We start from the raw sequence: 16,491 nt of genomic DNA on the forward strand, positions 1-16,491 counted from the left end.
GGCGCCACAAGATGCTAGTTAACTAAATTTACCCAGTGATTTTGGGGGGAAAAATAAGAGTGAATGTCCGAGCGCTAGTAGATCCACTTGATAAAGACAGACCGTGCGGAGAAAATCTGCGCGACAATACTGTATCGAGGGAAATATACTATAGAATTAAGGACGCGCGGAGCGCAGCAAGGACCGCAGAGCGCGGTATTGCGCCGGGAGAAATTATTGGTGTTCCTCCTGAATGGAATGAGGTTAGCAATCTAGGATTGCAGATTCTTTCTTCCCGGAGTAAAGATATCGAAGTATTGGCCTGGCTTGCAGAGGCCCAGTTGAGGCTGCGCGGGTTTGAGGGGTTGTGCGATGTCTATACGGCGATGATGTCGCTTTTAGACAACCATTTCGATGCCCTTCATTCGATCGGCGACGAGGATCTGGACGAACGCTTCGCCCCGCTCGCTGGCCTCAACGGTGTCGGCGGCGAAGGCACCATTATTCAGGCGATCCGACTGACTTCATTGGTCCCTGGCGCAAAATTCGGGCAATTGTCGCTTTGGGATTTCCAGCTTTCGCAACGCGCGGGTGAAGAGTCGAGGCGGGAGCAACTCCAGCAGGCCGCAACGGAGGCCGGTGTCGCACGGATGTCGGCCCAGCTGAACATCCTGATGGAGTGCATCGCTGCGTTCGACCGACTCGTTGAAATACTTGACGCTCGCTGCGGCGAACATGCCCCACCCAGCTCGAATACACGCAGGGTGTTGCATGAGGCCGCATCCGCAATCAGGGTGATCGCAGGTCTCGGTGCCGCCGACGTGGTCGAACCGCTGACGGCCGGCCCGAATTTGGAGGCGGCCAATGCCAACGGGCCGAGAGAACTGCCCAACCCCATACGCATTGCCTCGGCCGATTCGATTCACTCCCGCGAGGAAGCGCTGGAGCTTTTGACGTCTGTCGCCGGTTATTTTCGCCGAAGCGAGCCGCATTCCCCGATATCGATGTCCATCGAGACTCTTGTTCGCCGCGCCCGGATGGATTTTTCCGAGCTTCTTGCGGAGCTGCTGCCTGAGCAACAGGCACGCGATGCGGTTCTCTCGGCAGCCGGCATCAAGCCTCTTGCCGAACGGGGAGGCTGAATGCTCCTCCGATCATAAAGGCCTGGCCTGCTTATCAATCTCATAATTCCAACTCGCGATCTGCCGACGGCATGAAGGAGAATTCAAATGGCAAGTGTGCATGAAAAACTGGAACGGGTGCGCAAACCCCGGGTCCACATCAAATACGAAGTGGAAACGGAAGGCGCGATGGTGGTCAAGGAACTGCCCTTCGTCGTCGGGGTCCTCGGCGACTTTTCCGGAAACCCGACACAGCCGCTCAAGCCGTTCGGCGAACGCAAGTTCGTGCAGATCGACCGCGACAACTTCGATGACGTGATGCGGCGCATGACCCCCGGCCTTACTATCTCCGTCGACAACACCTTGCAGAACGACGGAACCCAGCTACCGGTTTCGTTGAAATTCGAAAGCATGGAAGATTTCGAGCCTGGCTCGATCGTCAGTCAGGTGCCGGCGCTCAAAGCCCTTTTGGACGCGCGTAACGAATTGCGCGACCTGATGAGCAAGGCCGATCGCTCCGAAGAGTTGGAGCGCCTCCTTGAGGACATTCTCCAGAACAAGGCCGATCTTTCCCAGCTCGTTGCCCAGCTAGGCGGCAACAAAGCCGGCGAAACGAAAAATCCGGTCAATTGAGCAAAGGGTGTGCGGGCCGCAAGCCCGACATCTCCAAATTCCTGCTTCTCTTTGGTTGAGCAACGGATTTCGCGGGAAAGGACCCCGTCCTTCAGGGCCGCTGCTCTCAAAAAAAGGATCACGACATGAGCGCTGACACGCAATTGCAGACGAAGGAAGAGGCCGGGTTCGCTCCGGATCACGACCTGCTTTCAAAGGTCGTCGCGGCCACCCGGCAGACAGAGCCCAACCGTGCCCAGGACCTGCTGCGCACACTGACGGACCAGGCACTCAAGGGAACCGTCACCTATGATCGCAATCTGACGATCACCCTGAACAACGCCATAGCGGAGATCGACAAGAAGATCTCCGAGCAGCTCGCCACCATCATGCAGGCGCCCGAATTCCTGAAGCTGGAAGGCACGTGGCGCGGGTTGAACTATCTCGTCAAGAACAGCGAAACGAGCGCCAACTTGAAGATCCGGGTGTTGAATGCATCCAAGCGCGAGATCTCCAAGGATCTGGCCAAGGCGGTTGAATTCGACCAGTCACGGCTTTTCAAGTCGGTCTATGAGGACGAATTCGGTACGCCGGGCGGCGAACCCATGGGTGCGCTGGTCGGTGACTATGAATTCGACAATTCGTTCGAGGATGTCCAGCTGCTGCAGGGTATCTCTTCGATTGCCGCAGCCGCCTTCGCACCCTTCATCTCTGCGGCCAGCCCACGCATGTTCGGCTTTGAGGATTTCAGGGGGCTCGCCAAACCCCGGGATCTCGAAAAGATCTTCGAAACCGTGGAATACGCAAAGTGGCGTAGCCTGCGCGACAGCGACGACTCCCGTTTCGTCACTCTCGCCTTGCCGCGCGTTCTGGCCCGCATGCCTTACGGCCCGAAGACCAGCCCGATCGACGAGTTCAACTACGATGAGACGAACGGATCGAATACCGGCGAGTTGCCGCATTCCTCCTATTGCTGGATGAACGCTGCCTATGTGATGGGAACGCGGCTGACGGAGGCTTTTGCCAAGAGCGGCTGGTGCACTGCAATCCGCGGCGCTGAGAACGGCGGCAAGGTCGAGGGCCTGCCGATGCACATCTTCTCAAGCGATGACGGGGATCTGGATCTCAAGTGCCCGACGGAAGTCGGCATTACCGACCGGCGCGATGCCGAATTGGGAAAACTCGGCTTCCTGCCGCTCTGCCACTACAAGAACACTGACTATGCCGTGTTCTTTGGAGCCCAGACAACGCACAAGCCGAAGCTCTACGACCGGCCGGAGGCCAATGCAAACGCCGCGGTTTCGGCCCGTCTGCCCTATATGATGGCGACCTCGCGTTTTGCTCACTATCTGAAGGTCATGGGTCGCGACAAGATCGGCTCCTTCATGGAAGCTGAAGATTGCGAAGCCTGGCTCAACCGCTGGATCTCGAACTACGTCAACGCGAATGACGACGCCGGCGAGGAATCCAGGGCCAAATATCCACTACGGGAGGCCAGGGTCACCGTACAGGAGGTTCCCGGCAAACCCGGCGCCTACAATGCAGTCGCCTGGATGCGCCCGTGGCTGCAGATGGAGGAGTTGACCACATCGCTTCGCATGGTCGCTCGGATCCCCTCCAAATCCTGATGTGACCGCACGCGCGGCGCCACCCCCCTGCGCCGCGCGTGACTTCTTGATTCACGGTTTGACCGGGACGACGATGGGTTCGAACACCAAATGGCGGCGCCGCGCGGATCAAGTGATCGCGTTGATCGATGAGGCGCTTAACCAGCAAATCAATATGATTCTTCATCATCCGGACTTCCAGGCGATGGAGGCTCGGTGGCGGGCGCTTGCGATGCTGGTACGCGAGGCCAGCCGCAGCGGCGACGTGAAGATCAAGATTCTCAGCCTTGGCTGGCGGGATCTTTCGCGCGGTATGGAGCGGGCTACCGACTTCGATCAGAGCCATCTATTCGAACTGGTCTACAGCCGCGAATTCGGCATGCCTGGTGGTGAGCCTTTCGGCCTTCTGGTCGGCGACTACTATTTCTCTCCTGACGAGCCGGTGGGCGGCGATCCGATCAGCACGCTCTCGCAGCTCGGCATGGTAGCGGCAGCAGCCTTCTGCCCCTTTGTCGCAGGCGCCTCACCGGGGACGATCGGACTTGAAAACTTCACCGAGCTGAACCGGGTCCATGACTTTTCGTGGCTCGCCAGCGATCCTCGCAGAATCCGCTGGAACGGGCTTCGCGCCCGGGAGGATTCCCGTTTCCTCGGGCTTGTGGCGCCGCGCATCCTGCTGCGCCCGCCGCTAGAACCTTATTCCCGCCGGCGCACTGATGGCTTTCCTTTCCGGGAAAACACGTCGGCTGACGGCAGTTCTCTTTTATGGGGCAATGGAGCCTTTGCCTTTGCCACGGTGGTAATTCGCAACTTTATAGAATCCGGCTGGTTCGCCGACATTCGCGGCGTCACCCAAGACGCGGTCGACGGCGGCTTGCTCAGCGCCGCTGAATTGCGGCCCTATGACTTCGATACCGAAAGCCACGGGCTCTCAGCTCAGGCGCCGGTAGAGATGCGGTTAACCAGCGTCCAGGAGCAACAATTCAGCGATCTCGGAATAATTCCGATCGCCACGACCTATCTCTCGGCGTCGGCGATCTTCAATTCGAACCAGTCGCTGCACGCGCCGCCGCATTATTCCAACGAACATGCCCGTCAGAACGCGCGCCTGACTGCGATGCTGCAATACGTGCTCTGCGCTTCTCGTTTCTCCCACTATCTCAAGGTGATTATGCGCGACGAGATCGGCCAGCTTTCTGACGCCATTTCGATCGAACGCAAGCTGGTCGACTGGCTCAGCAGCTACACGCTCGGCAATGACGACGCCGACCTGTCGTTGCGTACCCGCTTTCCGCTGCGCTCTGCCGGAATCAGCGTCAGCGAGATCCCCGGCAAGCCCGGCACCTTCTCGTGCACGGTCCGGCTGCAACCGCATTTCCAGCTGGATGACGTTTCAACAAGCTTCCACCTCATCGCCGAGACCGCGACCGCCGGAAAGACCTCAACCCGTTCCGCCGCCCTGCCCGAAAGGATGCCTGCATGACACTGTCCGAAAGTATCGCCAGAGCGCTCAGCGATAATCTTCTCAAGGACGCGCTGGACGAATCCAGAGCGCATTTGAAAACAAAGCCGTCCGACCAGCAGGCAAGACACCTCTATATCGACCTACTGGTGCTAGCCGGTGATTATGAGCGCGCCGACAGCCAATGCAGTCTCGCAGTCACCTTCGCGCCAGAGGGCACGATGGGATTTGCGCTGTTGCGCAATGAACTTCGCGCCATGGCTGCCCGTGAAGCATGGTTCGAAAGCGGCGCAGTGCCTGGTTTCCCGCAAGGTCCTTCCGAGTTGGACAGGCTTGCCGTTCGTCTCGGCATCGCCCATCGCCGCGGCGAAGCGGATGACGCAAAAGCCGCGCTCGCTGAGCTGGAAGAGATCCGCAGCGAACGGCCGATGATCTGGAATGGAAAACCTGTCTCCGACTTCCGCGACTTGGACGACCGCACGCCGCACGGGTTGGAAGTGATCATGACCGGAGGTTCTTATCTCTGGATCGATTTGGCCAAGATTGCGGAAGTGGTCCTATTTCCCATAGGACGGCCACGGGATCTCGCCTTTCGCCGTGCCGAGTTGACCCTGATCGACGGTGCCGTCGCTCCCGTTCTTCTGCCGGCGATTTATCACGGAACAGGTCAAGAGGCGAAGCTCAGGCTCGGGCGCGAAAGCGAATGGATCGACGAGCCGACGGGGATCACCACCGGCCGCGGCCAACGCTGCTTCCTTGCCGGTGACGAGCTGGTTTCGTTGCACGATACCAACTCTCTGGAAGCAACTGCGACAGCGACCGCCAACAAGCGGATAGCGCATGGTTGACCCGCTCGAACGCTACCGCCCTCGTGATCGCCTATTGGCCCGCTCGATCCTCGACAGGCTGATCGACGAGGCGCCCGATCGAAATTCTGATCCACCGAAAAGCCTGACGGAACAGACGCGCGAAATGCGGGAAGCCATCCGACGGGATCTGGAAGCCCTGCTCAACACCCGGCGTTGCCCGACGGCGGCCCCCTCCTTGCTGTCGGACTTAAGGGATGCGCTCGTAAATTACGGCGTTGACGGGATGGTCTCGGCCAATCTGGTCACAGACGAAGCTAAACTTCGGCTGGCGCAAGTCATTGAACGGCGCATATCGATGTTCGAGACGCGCCTGTCCGACATCCGCGTGACGATCCTGAAAAGCCGAACAATGACCGAGCGGGCGCTGCGGATGAGGATCCAGGCGAGCTTCCGCCTGCACGAGGGAATGCCGCCGATCAGCTTCGAATCGACCATCGATCCTTCCACGCAACGCTTTCTGGTGGAGGCCGCAAATGGCTGATGGCTTCCTTCACCGCTACAACGACGAACTCAAGGCACTTCGCCGCCGCGCAGCGCGCTTTGCCGATGCCTTCCCGAAGGTTGCCGGTCGCCTGCGCTTGACCGGAGATGTTGCCGATGATCCGCATGTCGAGCGGCTCGTCCAGAGTTTTGCCTATTCAGCGGCACGCATACGCCAAAAGCTCGACGACGAATTTCCGGAACTGACCGATAGTCTGCTTGAAACGCTTTACCCTCACTATCTTGCCCCTCTGCCATCGATGAGCATCGTACGCTTGCGCCCAAGCGATACGTTGGCCTCGATGCAGTTGGTGCCTCGGCACACGGAAATTCTTGCCGAACCGGTTGGCGGTGAAGCCTGCCGTTTTCGTACCACTCAAGACGTCGAAATGGCTCCGATCGAGATCATCGGGGCTAAATTGTCGGGCCAGCCTGTCAACGCCCCGGCATCTCCCTATGGCGGCATAACCGGATGCCTGCGCCTGTCGATCCGCGCGCTCGACCCGCGCAAGCCTATCGGCGACCTTAAAATGAAGCGGCTGCGCCTGCACATCCCTTCAGCGTGGCAGCAGGCCGTCGCGATCTACGAATTGATCATAAATCAATCGATCGGAATCGCGCTGGCAAAGCATGCGGACGACGGACAAGCGATCTTCCTGCCGAGCAGCAATCTAAGGCCGGTAGGTTTCGACCTTGAAGAAGCGATGCTGCCTTATCCCGCTCCAAGCTTCAATGGTTACCGGTTGCTTACGGAATTCTTCGCGCTGCCGCAGAGATTCCTTTTCCTCGACATCGAAGGCCTCGATGTCTGGAAGGGCGAGAGGCTGGAGATCTTCATTTACCTCAAGGAGACCGACCCGAAACTCGAGCGTACGATCTCGGCAACTGATTTTGCGCTCAACGCCACCCCGGTGGTCAACCTCTTCCGACAGACCTGCGAACCGATCACCGTCGACGGCACGCGAACGGAATATCGTCTGATGCCGGATGCGCGGCGCCAAAAGACTCGGGAAATCTATTCCATCGACCGCGTGCTTATGACCGGTTCGCGCGGAGAGGAACAATTCTGCCAACCCTTCTTTGGCCGCTCGCAGCGCCCTGGCGGCACCAGCACGTTCTGGCAGGCCTACCGGCGTTTCGATGCGGATGATCGAACCAGCGACATGGAGATTGCCTTCGTCGATCGCGACCGCCGTTTCGCAGCGCCGGTCGATGCCGTGGCAAGCATCGATACACTATGCATCAATCGCGACCTTCCTGAACAGCTTCCCTTTGGCGGCGGCCATCCGTTGCTGCAGTTGGCGTCCGGCCACGAGGCCGTCGCCGGCGCGGACGCGCTTATTCCGCCCACTCCTTCGGTGCGCATGAACGACCAGGACGGCCGGAACTGGCGGTTGATGTCACATCTGATGCTCAATCACCTTTCACTCTTCGACAACGAAGGGGCCGCGCTGAAGGATATCCTCTCCCTTTATGCCTTCCGTGATAACCCGGAGACCAAACAGCTTGTCGATGCTCTGGTCGGCATCAAGGCGCAGAACTCCACCGCGCGGCTAGGCGACGGCGGCATGGTCCCTGGCACAAAGATAATGCTGGAATTCGATCCCGCCGCGATCGATCGCCCCGCCGCCTTCCTGTTCGGTAGCGTGCTCGACCGCTTCTTCGGCCTCTATACCTCGATCAACACCTTCACCCGCCTCACCGTCTCGATGAAGGGACAGTCGCGCGCTATTGCGACCTGGCCGGCGCGGGCTGCCGATCGCCCATTGCTCTAGGAAAGGAACCATGGATCTCTCGACCTCCCGCCAGCCTGACGCCTTAGTGGACCTGCTCGAACACGATCCAGGTCGTTTCGAGCCTGTGACCGCATTTCGGGTGGCGCAGGCGTCTGTCGAACGCGATCTGAATGTGGTTTCGCATTTCGGCGTCTCGCTGGCGCCGCTTCCGGTCAGCCGTTTCAATCGGAACGGACCGCAACCGGCAATTCGCGCCGCACTGGCTGGCCCTGTGGGGCCTACCGGATCTTTGCCTCCGGCCTACAACGAACTGATCATGCGCGAAGAGCGCAACAAGTCACGGGCCTTGGTGAGCTTCTTCGACCTGTTCACCGCTCGTCTGACTGAACTCTTTGCCGACGCCTGCGAAAAGTACCGGATTGCCAGGCGGCTGCGGTGGGGCCGAGACCGCAAGCGCAATGCCTTCATCACCACGCTCCTTTCGCTCACGGGCTTCGGCACTGATCGGCTGGCGGAGCAAAGCGGCTTTGACGAAGACGTGATCCTGAGGTTCTCGGGCTTCTTTGCCGCACGCAACCGTAACGCCAGCAATCTTCGTGCAATGCTCCAGGAATTCAGCGGCTTGCCCGTGGAGATCGAACTTTTCCGCCCTCGTTGGCTGACAATTCCCGAGGAGGAACGCAGCCGCATGGGGCAGCCGCAGGGCGTACAGATCGGTGTCAACGCCACAGCCGGTACCGCCATTCGCAATTTCAGCGGTGGCTTCAGGTTGGTGATCGGCCCGCTCAGCTACACCGATTACCTGGCGCTTGCTCCCGGCGGGCGCAAGATTGCCGAGCTCTTTGCGCTCACACGCCTCTATGTCGGCTCCGGCCTCGATTTCGACGTCCAGATCGTTTTGAAAAAAGAGGACGTTCCCTTCTGCCAGCTCGGCCAAGCTGGGTCGGGAGCGGGGGATTTGCCCCGCCTTGGTTGGAATAGCTGGGCTCGCCTGGCTCCGGCATCAAAAGACAGCAAAGACGCAATCGTGGTCGAGCATGTTGCCGCTCAGGTTTGGGGAGGCAGCGGCCATGCGGCTTGAATTAAAACCGCTTCCCAACGGTTCGGCACCATTACCTGCCCGACAGAAGTGGTTCCTCGAACGTGGCCGACGCACACTGGGCCGCGCGCCGGATTGTGACTGGCAGGTACCTGAAGATCAACGTTCTGTTTCAAAGGTGCATTGTGTCATCGAGCGCGACAGTCAGGGTTATCTACTCCGTGATCGAAGCGCCAACGGATCCAAAGTCGACGGCGTCGTTGTTCACGAAGGCGAAGTGGCGCGGCTGACGGATCAGTCCCGTCTGGAGCTTGGCAACCTCGCCTTCCTGGTCGAAATCTCCGGCCGGAAGGACGAGGCAATGGAGGATCCCGCCGCCGACCTCACTGTCAGCGACGAACCGCTGACCATATCCGCCATCCTCGCCGACATCGCGCCAGGCGGGAGCATCGCCACCGGTATCCTGGGGGAACGGGCCGCGGACGAATGGGCGGCCTCCATACCCGGCTCCAAGGAAAACAAGGCGGTCTCTCGGCAGGTCGAGATCGGCTGGAGCGGTCCGCCTGAAATCCAATCCGCCTTAAAGATCATTCCCGACGACTGGCTTTCCGATCTTAATTCTTCCTCCGACTACGGCAGCCAGATCGAACATGGTGCAGCGACGCGCGTGGCGGTACCGATTGGCTCCGCCCGAACGGTGCCGGTGCCGGATATCGCCGAGTATGACCCGCCATCGGCAGCGCTCGACGACTTGCCGCCCGCTTCACCGGTCTTCCAGAACGACATTGGAGAAAGGTTGGAGCCCCTTCTCGGCAGGTTGGAGGAAACGATTGAGGACGCATTTGCGCTTCTTGGTCTGAACGCTCCACCGCGTCAGTCTGAATCCGCATTTCCCGAGCAAAACCCACATGAGACGGTGACCAACCGCCTGGAGATGCTGCTCGGGCAGCAACTCAAGCTCAATTTTGCGCTGCGGGCACTCGTGCACGAAGCAGGCAGGACCTTGGAGCCCAGGGTTCTCGAAGCGCGGGTCGACGCCGGTGGAAGAGGCCTCGCCTGGAACCGCGGCCGGCAATACTGGCAAGCTTATAGGGCGCAATTCGACAAGAACGGCAAAACGCTGTCGATCCTGGAGCTCTTCCAGGATGCGATGGCGCACGCCTCGGGCAGAGCCGCTGGCGTGCCCTCAGGAACTGAGAAGGAAGAAGGTATACGGCATGAGGAATGAGAACAGGGTAGCCTGGAGCGAAGGCATGTTCCTTCGCGTGCAGCATTTCCAGCAGGCGGACCGGTGGACCGAACGGCTGGTACGTACAAGCACGCGCGGCCTCTCCCCCTATCCATGGGGCGTTCTTGAAATCGGCATCGACCGCAGCGCACTGGCAGTCGGCCATTTCGCTCTGTCCAACCTGCGCGGCATTCTTCCGGACGGCACCCCCTTCGAAGCTCCGATCGATACCGACCTGCCGCCGCCGCTCGAACTGGACGAGAGCGTCAGGAATTCCATCATCTACCTCGCGCTTCCGGCCAGGCAACCGGGCAAGGCAAACGTTGCTCTGAATGGCGGGGCGACGCTCAACAGCGTGCGGTTCGTGGCCTCGCACTACGAGGCGCCGGATGCCAATGTCGAGACTGATTTCATGGCCCCGATCGATGTCGGACGCCTCAAATTACGCTACCTCAAAAGCGGAGATGAACTCGCTGGCTACGAACTCGTCGGTCTTGCCCGCGTGATCGAAGTGCGTTCCGACCGGGCCGTCGTTCTCGATCCGGAATATATCGCCCCGAGCCTCAACTGCGCGGCGGAAGCGCGGTTGGCGGAACTGATGACCGAGCTTCTCGGCATCGTGCGCCACCGTGCCGAAGCGATCGCCGAACGGATCGGCGATCCGACGATCCGAGGCACGGCGGAAGTCGGTGATTATTTCCTGCTGCAGATCCTCAACCGTGCCGATCCGATGCTCAAGCATCTCCTGGCCAATGCGACGCGCATCCATCCGATCGAGTTCTACGAGACATGCATTCAACTGGCCGGAGAACTGGCTACCTTCACCACCGAACGCAAGCGTGCCACGGATTTTCCGCCTTATCGACACGAGGACCTGAAGGCGACCTTCGCTGCGGTTTTCGACGACCTTCGGGCCTCGCTTTCGGCTGTATTGGAGCAGGCTGCCGTTGCCATCGAGCTTGCCGAACGCCGGCATGGCGTGCGGGTCGGAACCATCAACGATCGTTCGCTGCTCAAGGATGCCGGTTTCGTGCTGGCAGTGCGGGCGGAGATGTCGGCCGAGGAGGTTCGGCGCAAGCTGCCGGCTCAGATTAAAGTCGGTCCGGTCGAGCGCATCGCCGATCTCGTCAACGTCGCGCTGCCAGGCATTCCGGTCCAGCCGCTGCCCGTGTTGCCACGCCAGCTGCCCTATCGGGCCGGCACCATCTATTTCGAACTCGACACCAAGAATCCGCTCTGGAAACAACTCGATACATCAAGCGCCATCGCCTTGCATCTTGCTGGCGATTTTCCTGGCCTTGAAATGGAACTGTGGGCCCTTAGAGAATGAAGAACGAACCCGCATCTTCGTGGCAGAACCTGCCGACCGTCGTCGAACTCACTGACGATGGCATCAAGAAAAAACAATCCGCCCGCAAGATGGCGGAAATGCTGGACGACATTTTGGAGTTTCCGGACAACGCCGCGGGAAACAACGCCGAGCGGCCGAGCTCCAAGAATGGCTGGTCCGTGGAATCGTTGCTTCTTGATTTCAGGTTCGGTGGAGAGGAAGTGCCGACGCTTGTCCGCTCGGCAGCCCCGCTGCTCAACCTTGCGCACGCTCTGCGCTACAGTGATAATCAACCGGATATCGATGAGCTTCGGCGGCTTTCCGTCCAAGCCGTCAACCGATACGAGCGCGATCTCGCGAGCGCCAGGATCAGTCCTGAACGCGCCCGCGCTGCGCATTACGTCGTCTGTGCGACCGTCGATGACGTGATCCTCAGCAAACCCTGGGGTGTGCGCGCGGGTTGGGCGCGCTCCGGTCTGGTTTCGACATTCCATATGGACGTGACCGGCGGCGACCGCGTGTTCGACCTATTGGATCATTTCCACCAGAGCCCCGGCGCCAACCAGGACCTGCTGCTGCTCATCTATCTCTGCCTGTCGCTTGCATTCGAAGGTCGCACCCGTGTTTCGCCACGTGGCAACCTGGAACTCGGCCGTATCCGCGACAGTCTCTACAAAACGCTCCTCGGTCAGTTCGGCGTTTTCGAACGCGAACTTTCCCCACATTGGAAGGGCGTTTCTGCCCGCCACAAGCCGCTGCGAACTGTTGCTGCTCTTTGGACCCTTCTTTCCGTGCTCGCGCTCGTCTTTGCGCTTGGTTATCTCTTCTTCACGCTCTCACTCAACAGAGCCTCAGACGGAACGTTTCAGCGTCTTGCGAGCCTCCCGCCGCGCCAGCCGCCGAGCGTATTGATCACCACGCCTGAACCAGACCCACAGCCCGGTCCAGCGGCGGCGAAGCCCGTGCCTGAACCACCGGTTGAAGCACCACCGGCGCAGACACAGCCGATACCGACCCGGCTCGACAACCTGCTCGCCTTCCTTCAGCCGGAGGTCGACAAAAAGCTCGTCACTCTCTCGGATTCAAACGGCCGGCTTCTGGTGCGCATAAACAATTCCGGCCTGTTCGATATCGGCAGCGCTGAGGTCAGCGACAAGTTCCACGACCTGCTGCAGAGAATTGGTGGCGCGCTCGCGGCTGAAAATTTCCGGGCCGTCGTTGTCGGTTACACGGACAATGTGCCGATCCGCACGATACAGTTCCCCTCGAACTGGCATCTGTCGGAAGCACGCGCCAAGGCCGTGGGGCAGATACTGAGTTCCTTCACCGGTCCTGAGGCGATCCTCACCGAAGGCCGGGCGGATAGCGACCCCATCGCCGACAACAGCACGGCGGAAGGTCGTGAGATGAACCGCCGCACGGAGATCCTGGTCCTGACCAACCCGTCCGAGCGGCTGAATGATACCAGCCTCAGGGTTCCGCCCATTCAGTCGGAACGACAGGAGGCGCCCGCGGGCGCGACCACAGGAGGCGCGTCAAGATGAACCCCTTAAGCCTCTTTTATTCGCTTCGTTCCTATGTGGAGGCCTATGCCGGTCTCCTCGGGCGGCGTTTCATCACCATCATCTGGGTGGCTGCCATTTGTGTGGTCATCTGGTTCTACGGCCATCTCGCCGCCTACGGGGACTTCAAGCCGCTCGCGGGCGCAAACGCCCGCCTCACGCTGATCGGCGTCATCATCGCCGGCTGGCTCGCATATCTCGCCTATACCATCATCCGCGATCGGCGCCGCGACAAGCGGCTCGTCGAAGGAATAGAACAGGATGCCGCGGCTGAGGCTGCAGCCAGCCAGCAGGCGGAAGTCGGCGAGATCCATAGCCGCCTTAAGGAAGCCCTGCAGCTCCTCCGCCGCATTACCCGGAAGCGTTTCGGCTATATATATGAACTCCCCTGGTATGTAATCTTCGGAGCACCCGGCTCCGGCAAGACCACTGCTCTTACCAATTCCGGACTCAAATTTCCGCTTGGCGACGCCCTTGGAAGCAATTCCATCCAGGGTATAGGAGGCACGCGTCATTGCAACTGGTGGTTTGCTGATGAGGCTATTCTGATCGATACCGCCGGTCGGTACACGACCCAGGACGATCTCAACGGTACGGCCAAGGCGGGTTGGGAGGGTTTCCTCGGACTGCTGCGCAAGTATCGTCCCTCCCAGCCGGTTAACGGAGCACTGGTGACGCTTTCCGTCGGAGACCTGCTCACGCGCGATGCCGAAGCACAGCGCGAGGAGATCCGGATCATTCGCCAGCGGCTTTCGGAACTGGACGAATTTTTGCACGCACGCGTTCCGGTCTACCTGGTGCTCACAAAAGTCGATCTTCTCACCGGTTTCGTCGAGTTTTTCGATGGGTTCAACAAAAGCGACCGTGAGCAGGTCTGGGGAACAACCTTCGGCTTGGAGGAGAGTTACAAGGCCACCACCCTGCCCGATCGTTTCCTCGAAGAGTTTGCAATGCTGCAGGAACGCGTCGGCGCCATGCTGATAGAACGTCTGCAGCAGGAGCCTAACCCGGAATTTCGAGGCCGAATTTTCCGCTTTCCTGCTGAACTCGCCTCGCTGAAGGAACGCCTCCACGAGGTTATGACGGAGCTTTGTTTCGGTTCCAAGTTGATCGAACCGCCCCTGTTGCGGGGGATCTACTTTGCCTCCGGTACGCAAACGCAAGCCGTGGCCTCAGCACCCGCCCCACGCTCGCGCCGAAGCTATTTTCTATCGCGCCTCTTCAAGGATGTGATTTTCGACGAAGCTTCGCTTGTCGCTCGCGACAAACGGTTGTCGGGTCGACAGGTTCTGTTCCGCCGCGCGGCCTATGCCTGCGCAATCGCAGTGCTCGCCGTGGTTCTGACGAGCTGGACAGCAACCTATTTCCAGAACACCTCGGCGCTCGCTAGCGCTGAACAGCGTATCGACGCTTATGAGCAACTCGTACGGGACGTGCCGGTGCGCGAGGTCGCCGACACGGATTTCCTGCGCGTGCTGCCGGCGCTAGACAACCTGGCCGCAGTGACGACGGACTTCTCCAAAGCGCGCGTCTGGCCGCTGAGTTTCGGCCTCGACCAGGAAAGCAAAGTTTCAGGCCGACAACGCGATGCCTATCAGCGGGCCTTGAATGCACTCCTGCTGCCACGCATCCTGGTTCAGCTCCAAAAGGAGATGACGGAGACGACCGAAGTCGCCAAAGTGTTCGATGCACTCAAACTCTATGGCATGCTCGGCGGTCTCGGGCAGATGGATTCCGCCTTCGTCGCCGCCGAAGTAGAAGACATGTTCATGGCCTTGTATCCCGGTGAAGGACGTGCGTTTGCCCGGCAAGCCCTTATTGCTCACGCCACTGCGATGGCCCAGGGCTCACTGCCGCCGATCGAACTCGATAGTGCCTTGATCGCCAAGGCCCGGGACACCATCCGCTCGCAAAGCATCGCTACCCGTGCCTATGATATTCTTGCAGACTACCAGCAGGCGCGTGCCCTTCCGGCCTGGGCTCCCGCCAATGCGCTTGGCCCCGTAGGTGAACGGGCTTTCGAACGGAGCTCTCGCACCCCCTTGAACGAAGGTATTCCAGGCTTCTTCTCCAGTGCCGGATATCGTCTGGTCGTCCTGCCGAGAATCACCGAGGCCGCCCGCGAGGCGCTTGATGAGCACTGGGTGCGAGGCGCCGTCAATCCTGCTGGCGCCACTGTCGACACCATCAGCCAAGCGGCTCTGCAACTTTATTTCGGCAGTTTTCAGCAACGCTGGTCTTCCCTGCTCACCGACATCCGGGTGAAGCCGTCCCAGACCATCGCCGATGCGGCCGAAACCACCCGTATCCTGGCAAGCGAGCCAAGTCCGGTGGAAGCGATCGTCAAGTCGATCGTCGCCGCCACGGATTTGCGCACTCCCGGTACTGAGGTCGCCTCCGCGGCTGATGTTCGCCTTCCCGCCTCCACAACGGCACTTGCCGGTGCAGCGAATGCACCGGATCTTTTCGGTTCCCTCCGCGAGGCTCTCGAACCACCTGCAGGTCAGACATCCGTTGCAGATCAGACGGACAAGCCGAAATCCCGGATTGCGATGGTGGGCCCGGTTTTGCAGAAAGTTCATGAGCAACTGTCACGCGCCACCACTTCCACGGCCGAAGTGGCAAAGGTTTTTGATGTCGACAGCCAGCTTACCAATGCCAATCAGGACCTCCTGCAGCACGCTCGCCGACTTCCCGCGCCCGTCGATACCTGGATAGCCGGGGTTGCAGCCGATGTCGGCTCTCTCGCCGTCAAATCCGCTCGCACCCGCATCGACGATGCCTGGGCAATCGAGGGGGCGGGCTTCTGCTCCAATGTGGTCAACGGTCGGTATCCGTTCGACCGCGAATCTCCGCGCGACGTGGCGATGAGCGACTTCGTTCGGTTGTTCGGACCGGAAGGCCTGTTCAAGACATTCTTCAACGAGAAACTGGCAGCCTTCGTGGATACCGCATCGACTCCCTGGGGGTGGAAGGGCACCTTCGGTGCATCCAGTATCCCGAGCGAAGCGATTGCTCAGTTCGAGAATGCCGACAAGATCAGCCGGGCTTTCTTTCCGGCAGGCAGCGAAAACCCGGCAGTCACCATCAACATCAAGCCCGTCTCTCTGTCGAAAGAGGCCAACGCGGTGATGCTGGAGATCGAGGGACAGCGGGTGGTTTATTTCCATGGGCCTATCCAATCCAAATCGATTGTCTGGCCGTCTACCGAAGCGAGCAATGTCTCGCGGCTCGCTTTCCAGCCTGGAGGTTGGCAACAGGCACTGACGCAAAACGGCGACTGGTCGCCCTTCCGACTTTTCGACGACGCCAATATCACCCTGCAGGGCGACGACCTCTTCCGCGCCAAGTTTCAGCAGAATGGCCAGTTGGCGGAGTTCGACGTTCAGTTCGGCTCTGTACTGAACCCATTCCGGCTGGAGGCGCTCAGCGCCTTCTCGTGTCCCACCCAGTTCTGATCGCTTCG

General features: G+C 59.9%; 12 protein-coding genes. All 12 read left to right on the forward strand.

Going from position 1 to position 16,491, the window contains the following annotated elements:
* Positions 1 to 59: 59 nt before the first annotated feature.
* Complete coding sequence (gene tssA, locus C5L13_RS26810) at positions 60 to 1,121, forward strand: type VI secretion system protein TssA (protein ID WP_105386333.1); 1,062 nt, start codon at positions 60 to 62, stop codon at positions 1,119 to 1,121.
* 87 nt (positions 1,122 to 1,208) lie between these two features.
* The gene (tssB, locus tag C5L13_RS26815) at positions 1,209 to 1,733 is read left to right on the forward strand and encodes a type VI secretion system contractile sheath small subunit (RefSeq protein ID WP_105386334.1); all 525 of its coding nucleotides are present in this window, start codon (positions 1,209 to 1,211) and stop codon (positions 1,731 to 1,733) included.
* 125 nt (positions 1,734 to 1,858) lie between these two features.
* The gene (gene tssC / locus C5L13_RS26820) at positions 1,859 to 3,340 is read left to right on the forward strand and encodes a type VI secretion system contractile sheath large subunit (RefSeq protein WP_105386335.1); all 1,482 of its coding nucleotides are present in this window, start codon (positions 1,859 to 1,861) and stop codon (positions 3,338 to 3,340) included.
* Between the two features lie 58 nt (positions 3,341 to 3,398).
* Entirely contained in the window at positions 3,399 to 4,802 is a 1,404-nt protein-coding gene (gene tssC, locus C5L13_RS26825; protein WP_342588204.1) for a type VI secretion system contractile sheath large subunit, read from the forward strand.
* On the forward strand, positions 4,799 to 5,629 hold the full coding sequence (locus C5L13_RS26830; protein ID WP_105386337.1) for a type VI secretion system accessory protein TagJ: 831 nt from the start codon (positions 4,799 to 4,801) through the stop codon (positions 5,627 to 5,629). Before tssC (C5L13_RS26825) ends, C5L13_RS26830 begins: the two co-directional genes overlap by 4 nt.
* A complete protein-coding gene (gene tssE / locus C5L13_RS26835) occupies positions 5,622 to 6,131 on the forward strand; it encodes a type VI secretion system baseplate subunit TssE (protein ID WP_105386338.1) in 510 nt (169 codons plus the stop codon). The genes C5L13_RS26830 and tssE overlap by 8 nt, the downstream gene beginning before the upstream one ends.
* Positions 6,124 to 7,905, forward strand: coding sequence for a type VI secretion system baseplate subunit TssF (gene tssF, locus C5L13_RS26840; RefSeq protein WP_105386339.1), 1,782 nt, complete (start codon positions 6,124 to 6,126; stop codon positions 7,903 to 7,905). Before tssE ends, tssF begins: the two co-directional genes overlap by 8 nt.
* Before the next feature lie 10 nt (positions 7,906 to 7,915).
* Positions 7,916 to 8,947 carry a type VI secretion system baseplate subunit TssG gene (tssG, locus tag C5L13_RS26845; protein ID WP_105386340.1) on the forward strand — a complete coding sequence of 344 codons (1,032 nt, stop codon included), beginning with the start codon at positions 7,916 to 7,918 and terminating at the stop codon, positions 8,945 to 8,947.
* A complete protein-coding gene (locus tag C5L13_RS26850; protein WP_105386341.1) occupies positions 8,937 to 10,133 on the forward strand; it encodes an FHA domain-containing protein in 1,197 nt (398 codons plus the stop codon). Before tssG ends, C5L13_RS26850 begins: the two co-directional genes overlap by 11 nt.
* Positions 10,123 to 11,463, forward strand: coding sequence for a type VI secretion system baseplate subunit TssK (gene tssK / locus C5L13_RS26855; RefSeq protein ID WP_105386342.1), 1,341 nt, complete (start codon positions 10,123 to 10,125; stop codon positions 11,461 to 11,463). Before C5L13_RS26850 ends, tssK begins: the two co-directional genes overlap by 11 nt.
* On the forward strand, positions 11,460 to 13,007 hold the full coding sequence (gene tssL, locus C5L13_RS26860; protein WP_105386343.1) for a type VI secretion system protein TssL, long form: 1,548 nt from the start codon (positions 11,460 to 11,462) through the stop codon (positions 13,005 to 13,007). Before tssK ends, tssL begins: the two co-directional genes overlap by 4 nt.
* Positions 13,004 to 16,483: a type VI secretion system membrane subunit TssM gene (tssM, locus tag C5L13_RS26865; RefSeq protein ID WP_105386344.1), complete on the forward strand. Its 3,480-nt coding sequence runs from the start codon at positions 13,004 to 13,006 to the stop codon at positions 16,481 to 16,483. The genes tssL and tssM overlap by 4 nt, the downstream gene beginning before the upstream one ends.
* Positions 16,484 to 16,491 lie beyond the last annotated feature (8 nt).

It is taken from the genome of Neorhizobium alkalisoli, assembly GCF_002968635.1.
Classification (GTDB): Bacteria; Pseudomonadota; Alphaproteobacteria; order Rhizobiales; family Rhizobiaceae; genus Neorhizobium; species Neorhizobium alkalisoli.

What these genes read in the sequence shown, in the direction of transcription:
- tssL (WP_105386343.1), top strand. Translation starts at nt 11,460, where the DNA reads ATGAAGAACGAACCCGCATCTTCGTGGCAGAACCTGCCGACCGTCGTC.
- tssF (WP_105386339.1), top strand. Translation starts at nt 6,124, where the DNA reads ATGGCTGATGGCTTCCTTCACCGCTACAACGACGAACTCAAGGCACTT.
- C5L13_RS26830 (WP_105386337.1), top strand. Translation starts at nt 4,799, where the DNA reads ATGACACTGTCCGAAAGTATCGCCAGAGCGCTCAGCGATAATCTTCTC.
- tssE (WP_105386338.1), top strand. Translation starts at nt 5,622, where the DNA reads ATGGTTGACCCGCTCGAACGCTACCGCCCTCGTGATCGCCTATTGGCC.
- tssG (WP_105386340.1), top strand. Translation starts at nt 7,916, where the DNA reads ATGGATCTCTCGACCTCCCGCCAGCCTGACGCCTTAGTGGACCTGCTC.
- tssK (WP_105386342.1), top strand. Translation starts at nt 10,123, where the DNA reads ATGAGGAATGAGAACAGGGTAGCCTGGAGCGAAGGCATGTTCCTTCGC.
- tssC (WP_105386335.1), top strand. Translation starts at nt 1,859, where the DNA reads ATGAGCGCTGACACGCAATTGCAGACGAAGGAAGAGGCCGGGTTCGCT.
- C5L13_RS26850 (WP_105386341.1), top strand. Translation starts at nt 8,937, where the DNA reads ATGCGGCTTGAATTAAAACCGCTTCCCAACGGTTCGGCACCATTACCT.
- tssM (WP_105386344.1), top strand. Translation starts at nt 13,004, where the DNA reads ATGAACCCCTTAAGCCTCTTTTATTCGCTTCGTTCCTATGTGGAGGCC.
- tssB (WP_105386334.1), top strand. Translation starts at nt 1,209, where the DNA reads ATGGCAAGTGTGCATGAAAAACTGGAACGGGTGCGCAAACCCCGGGTC.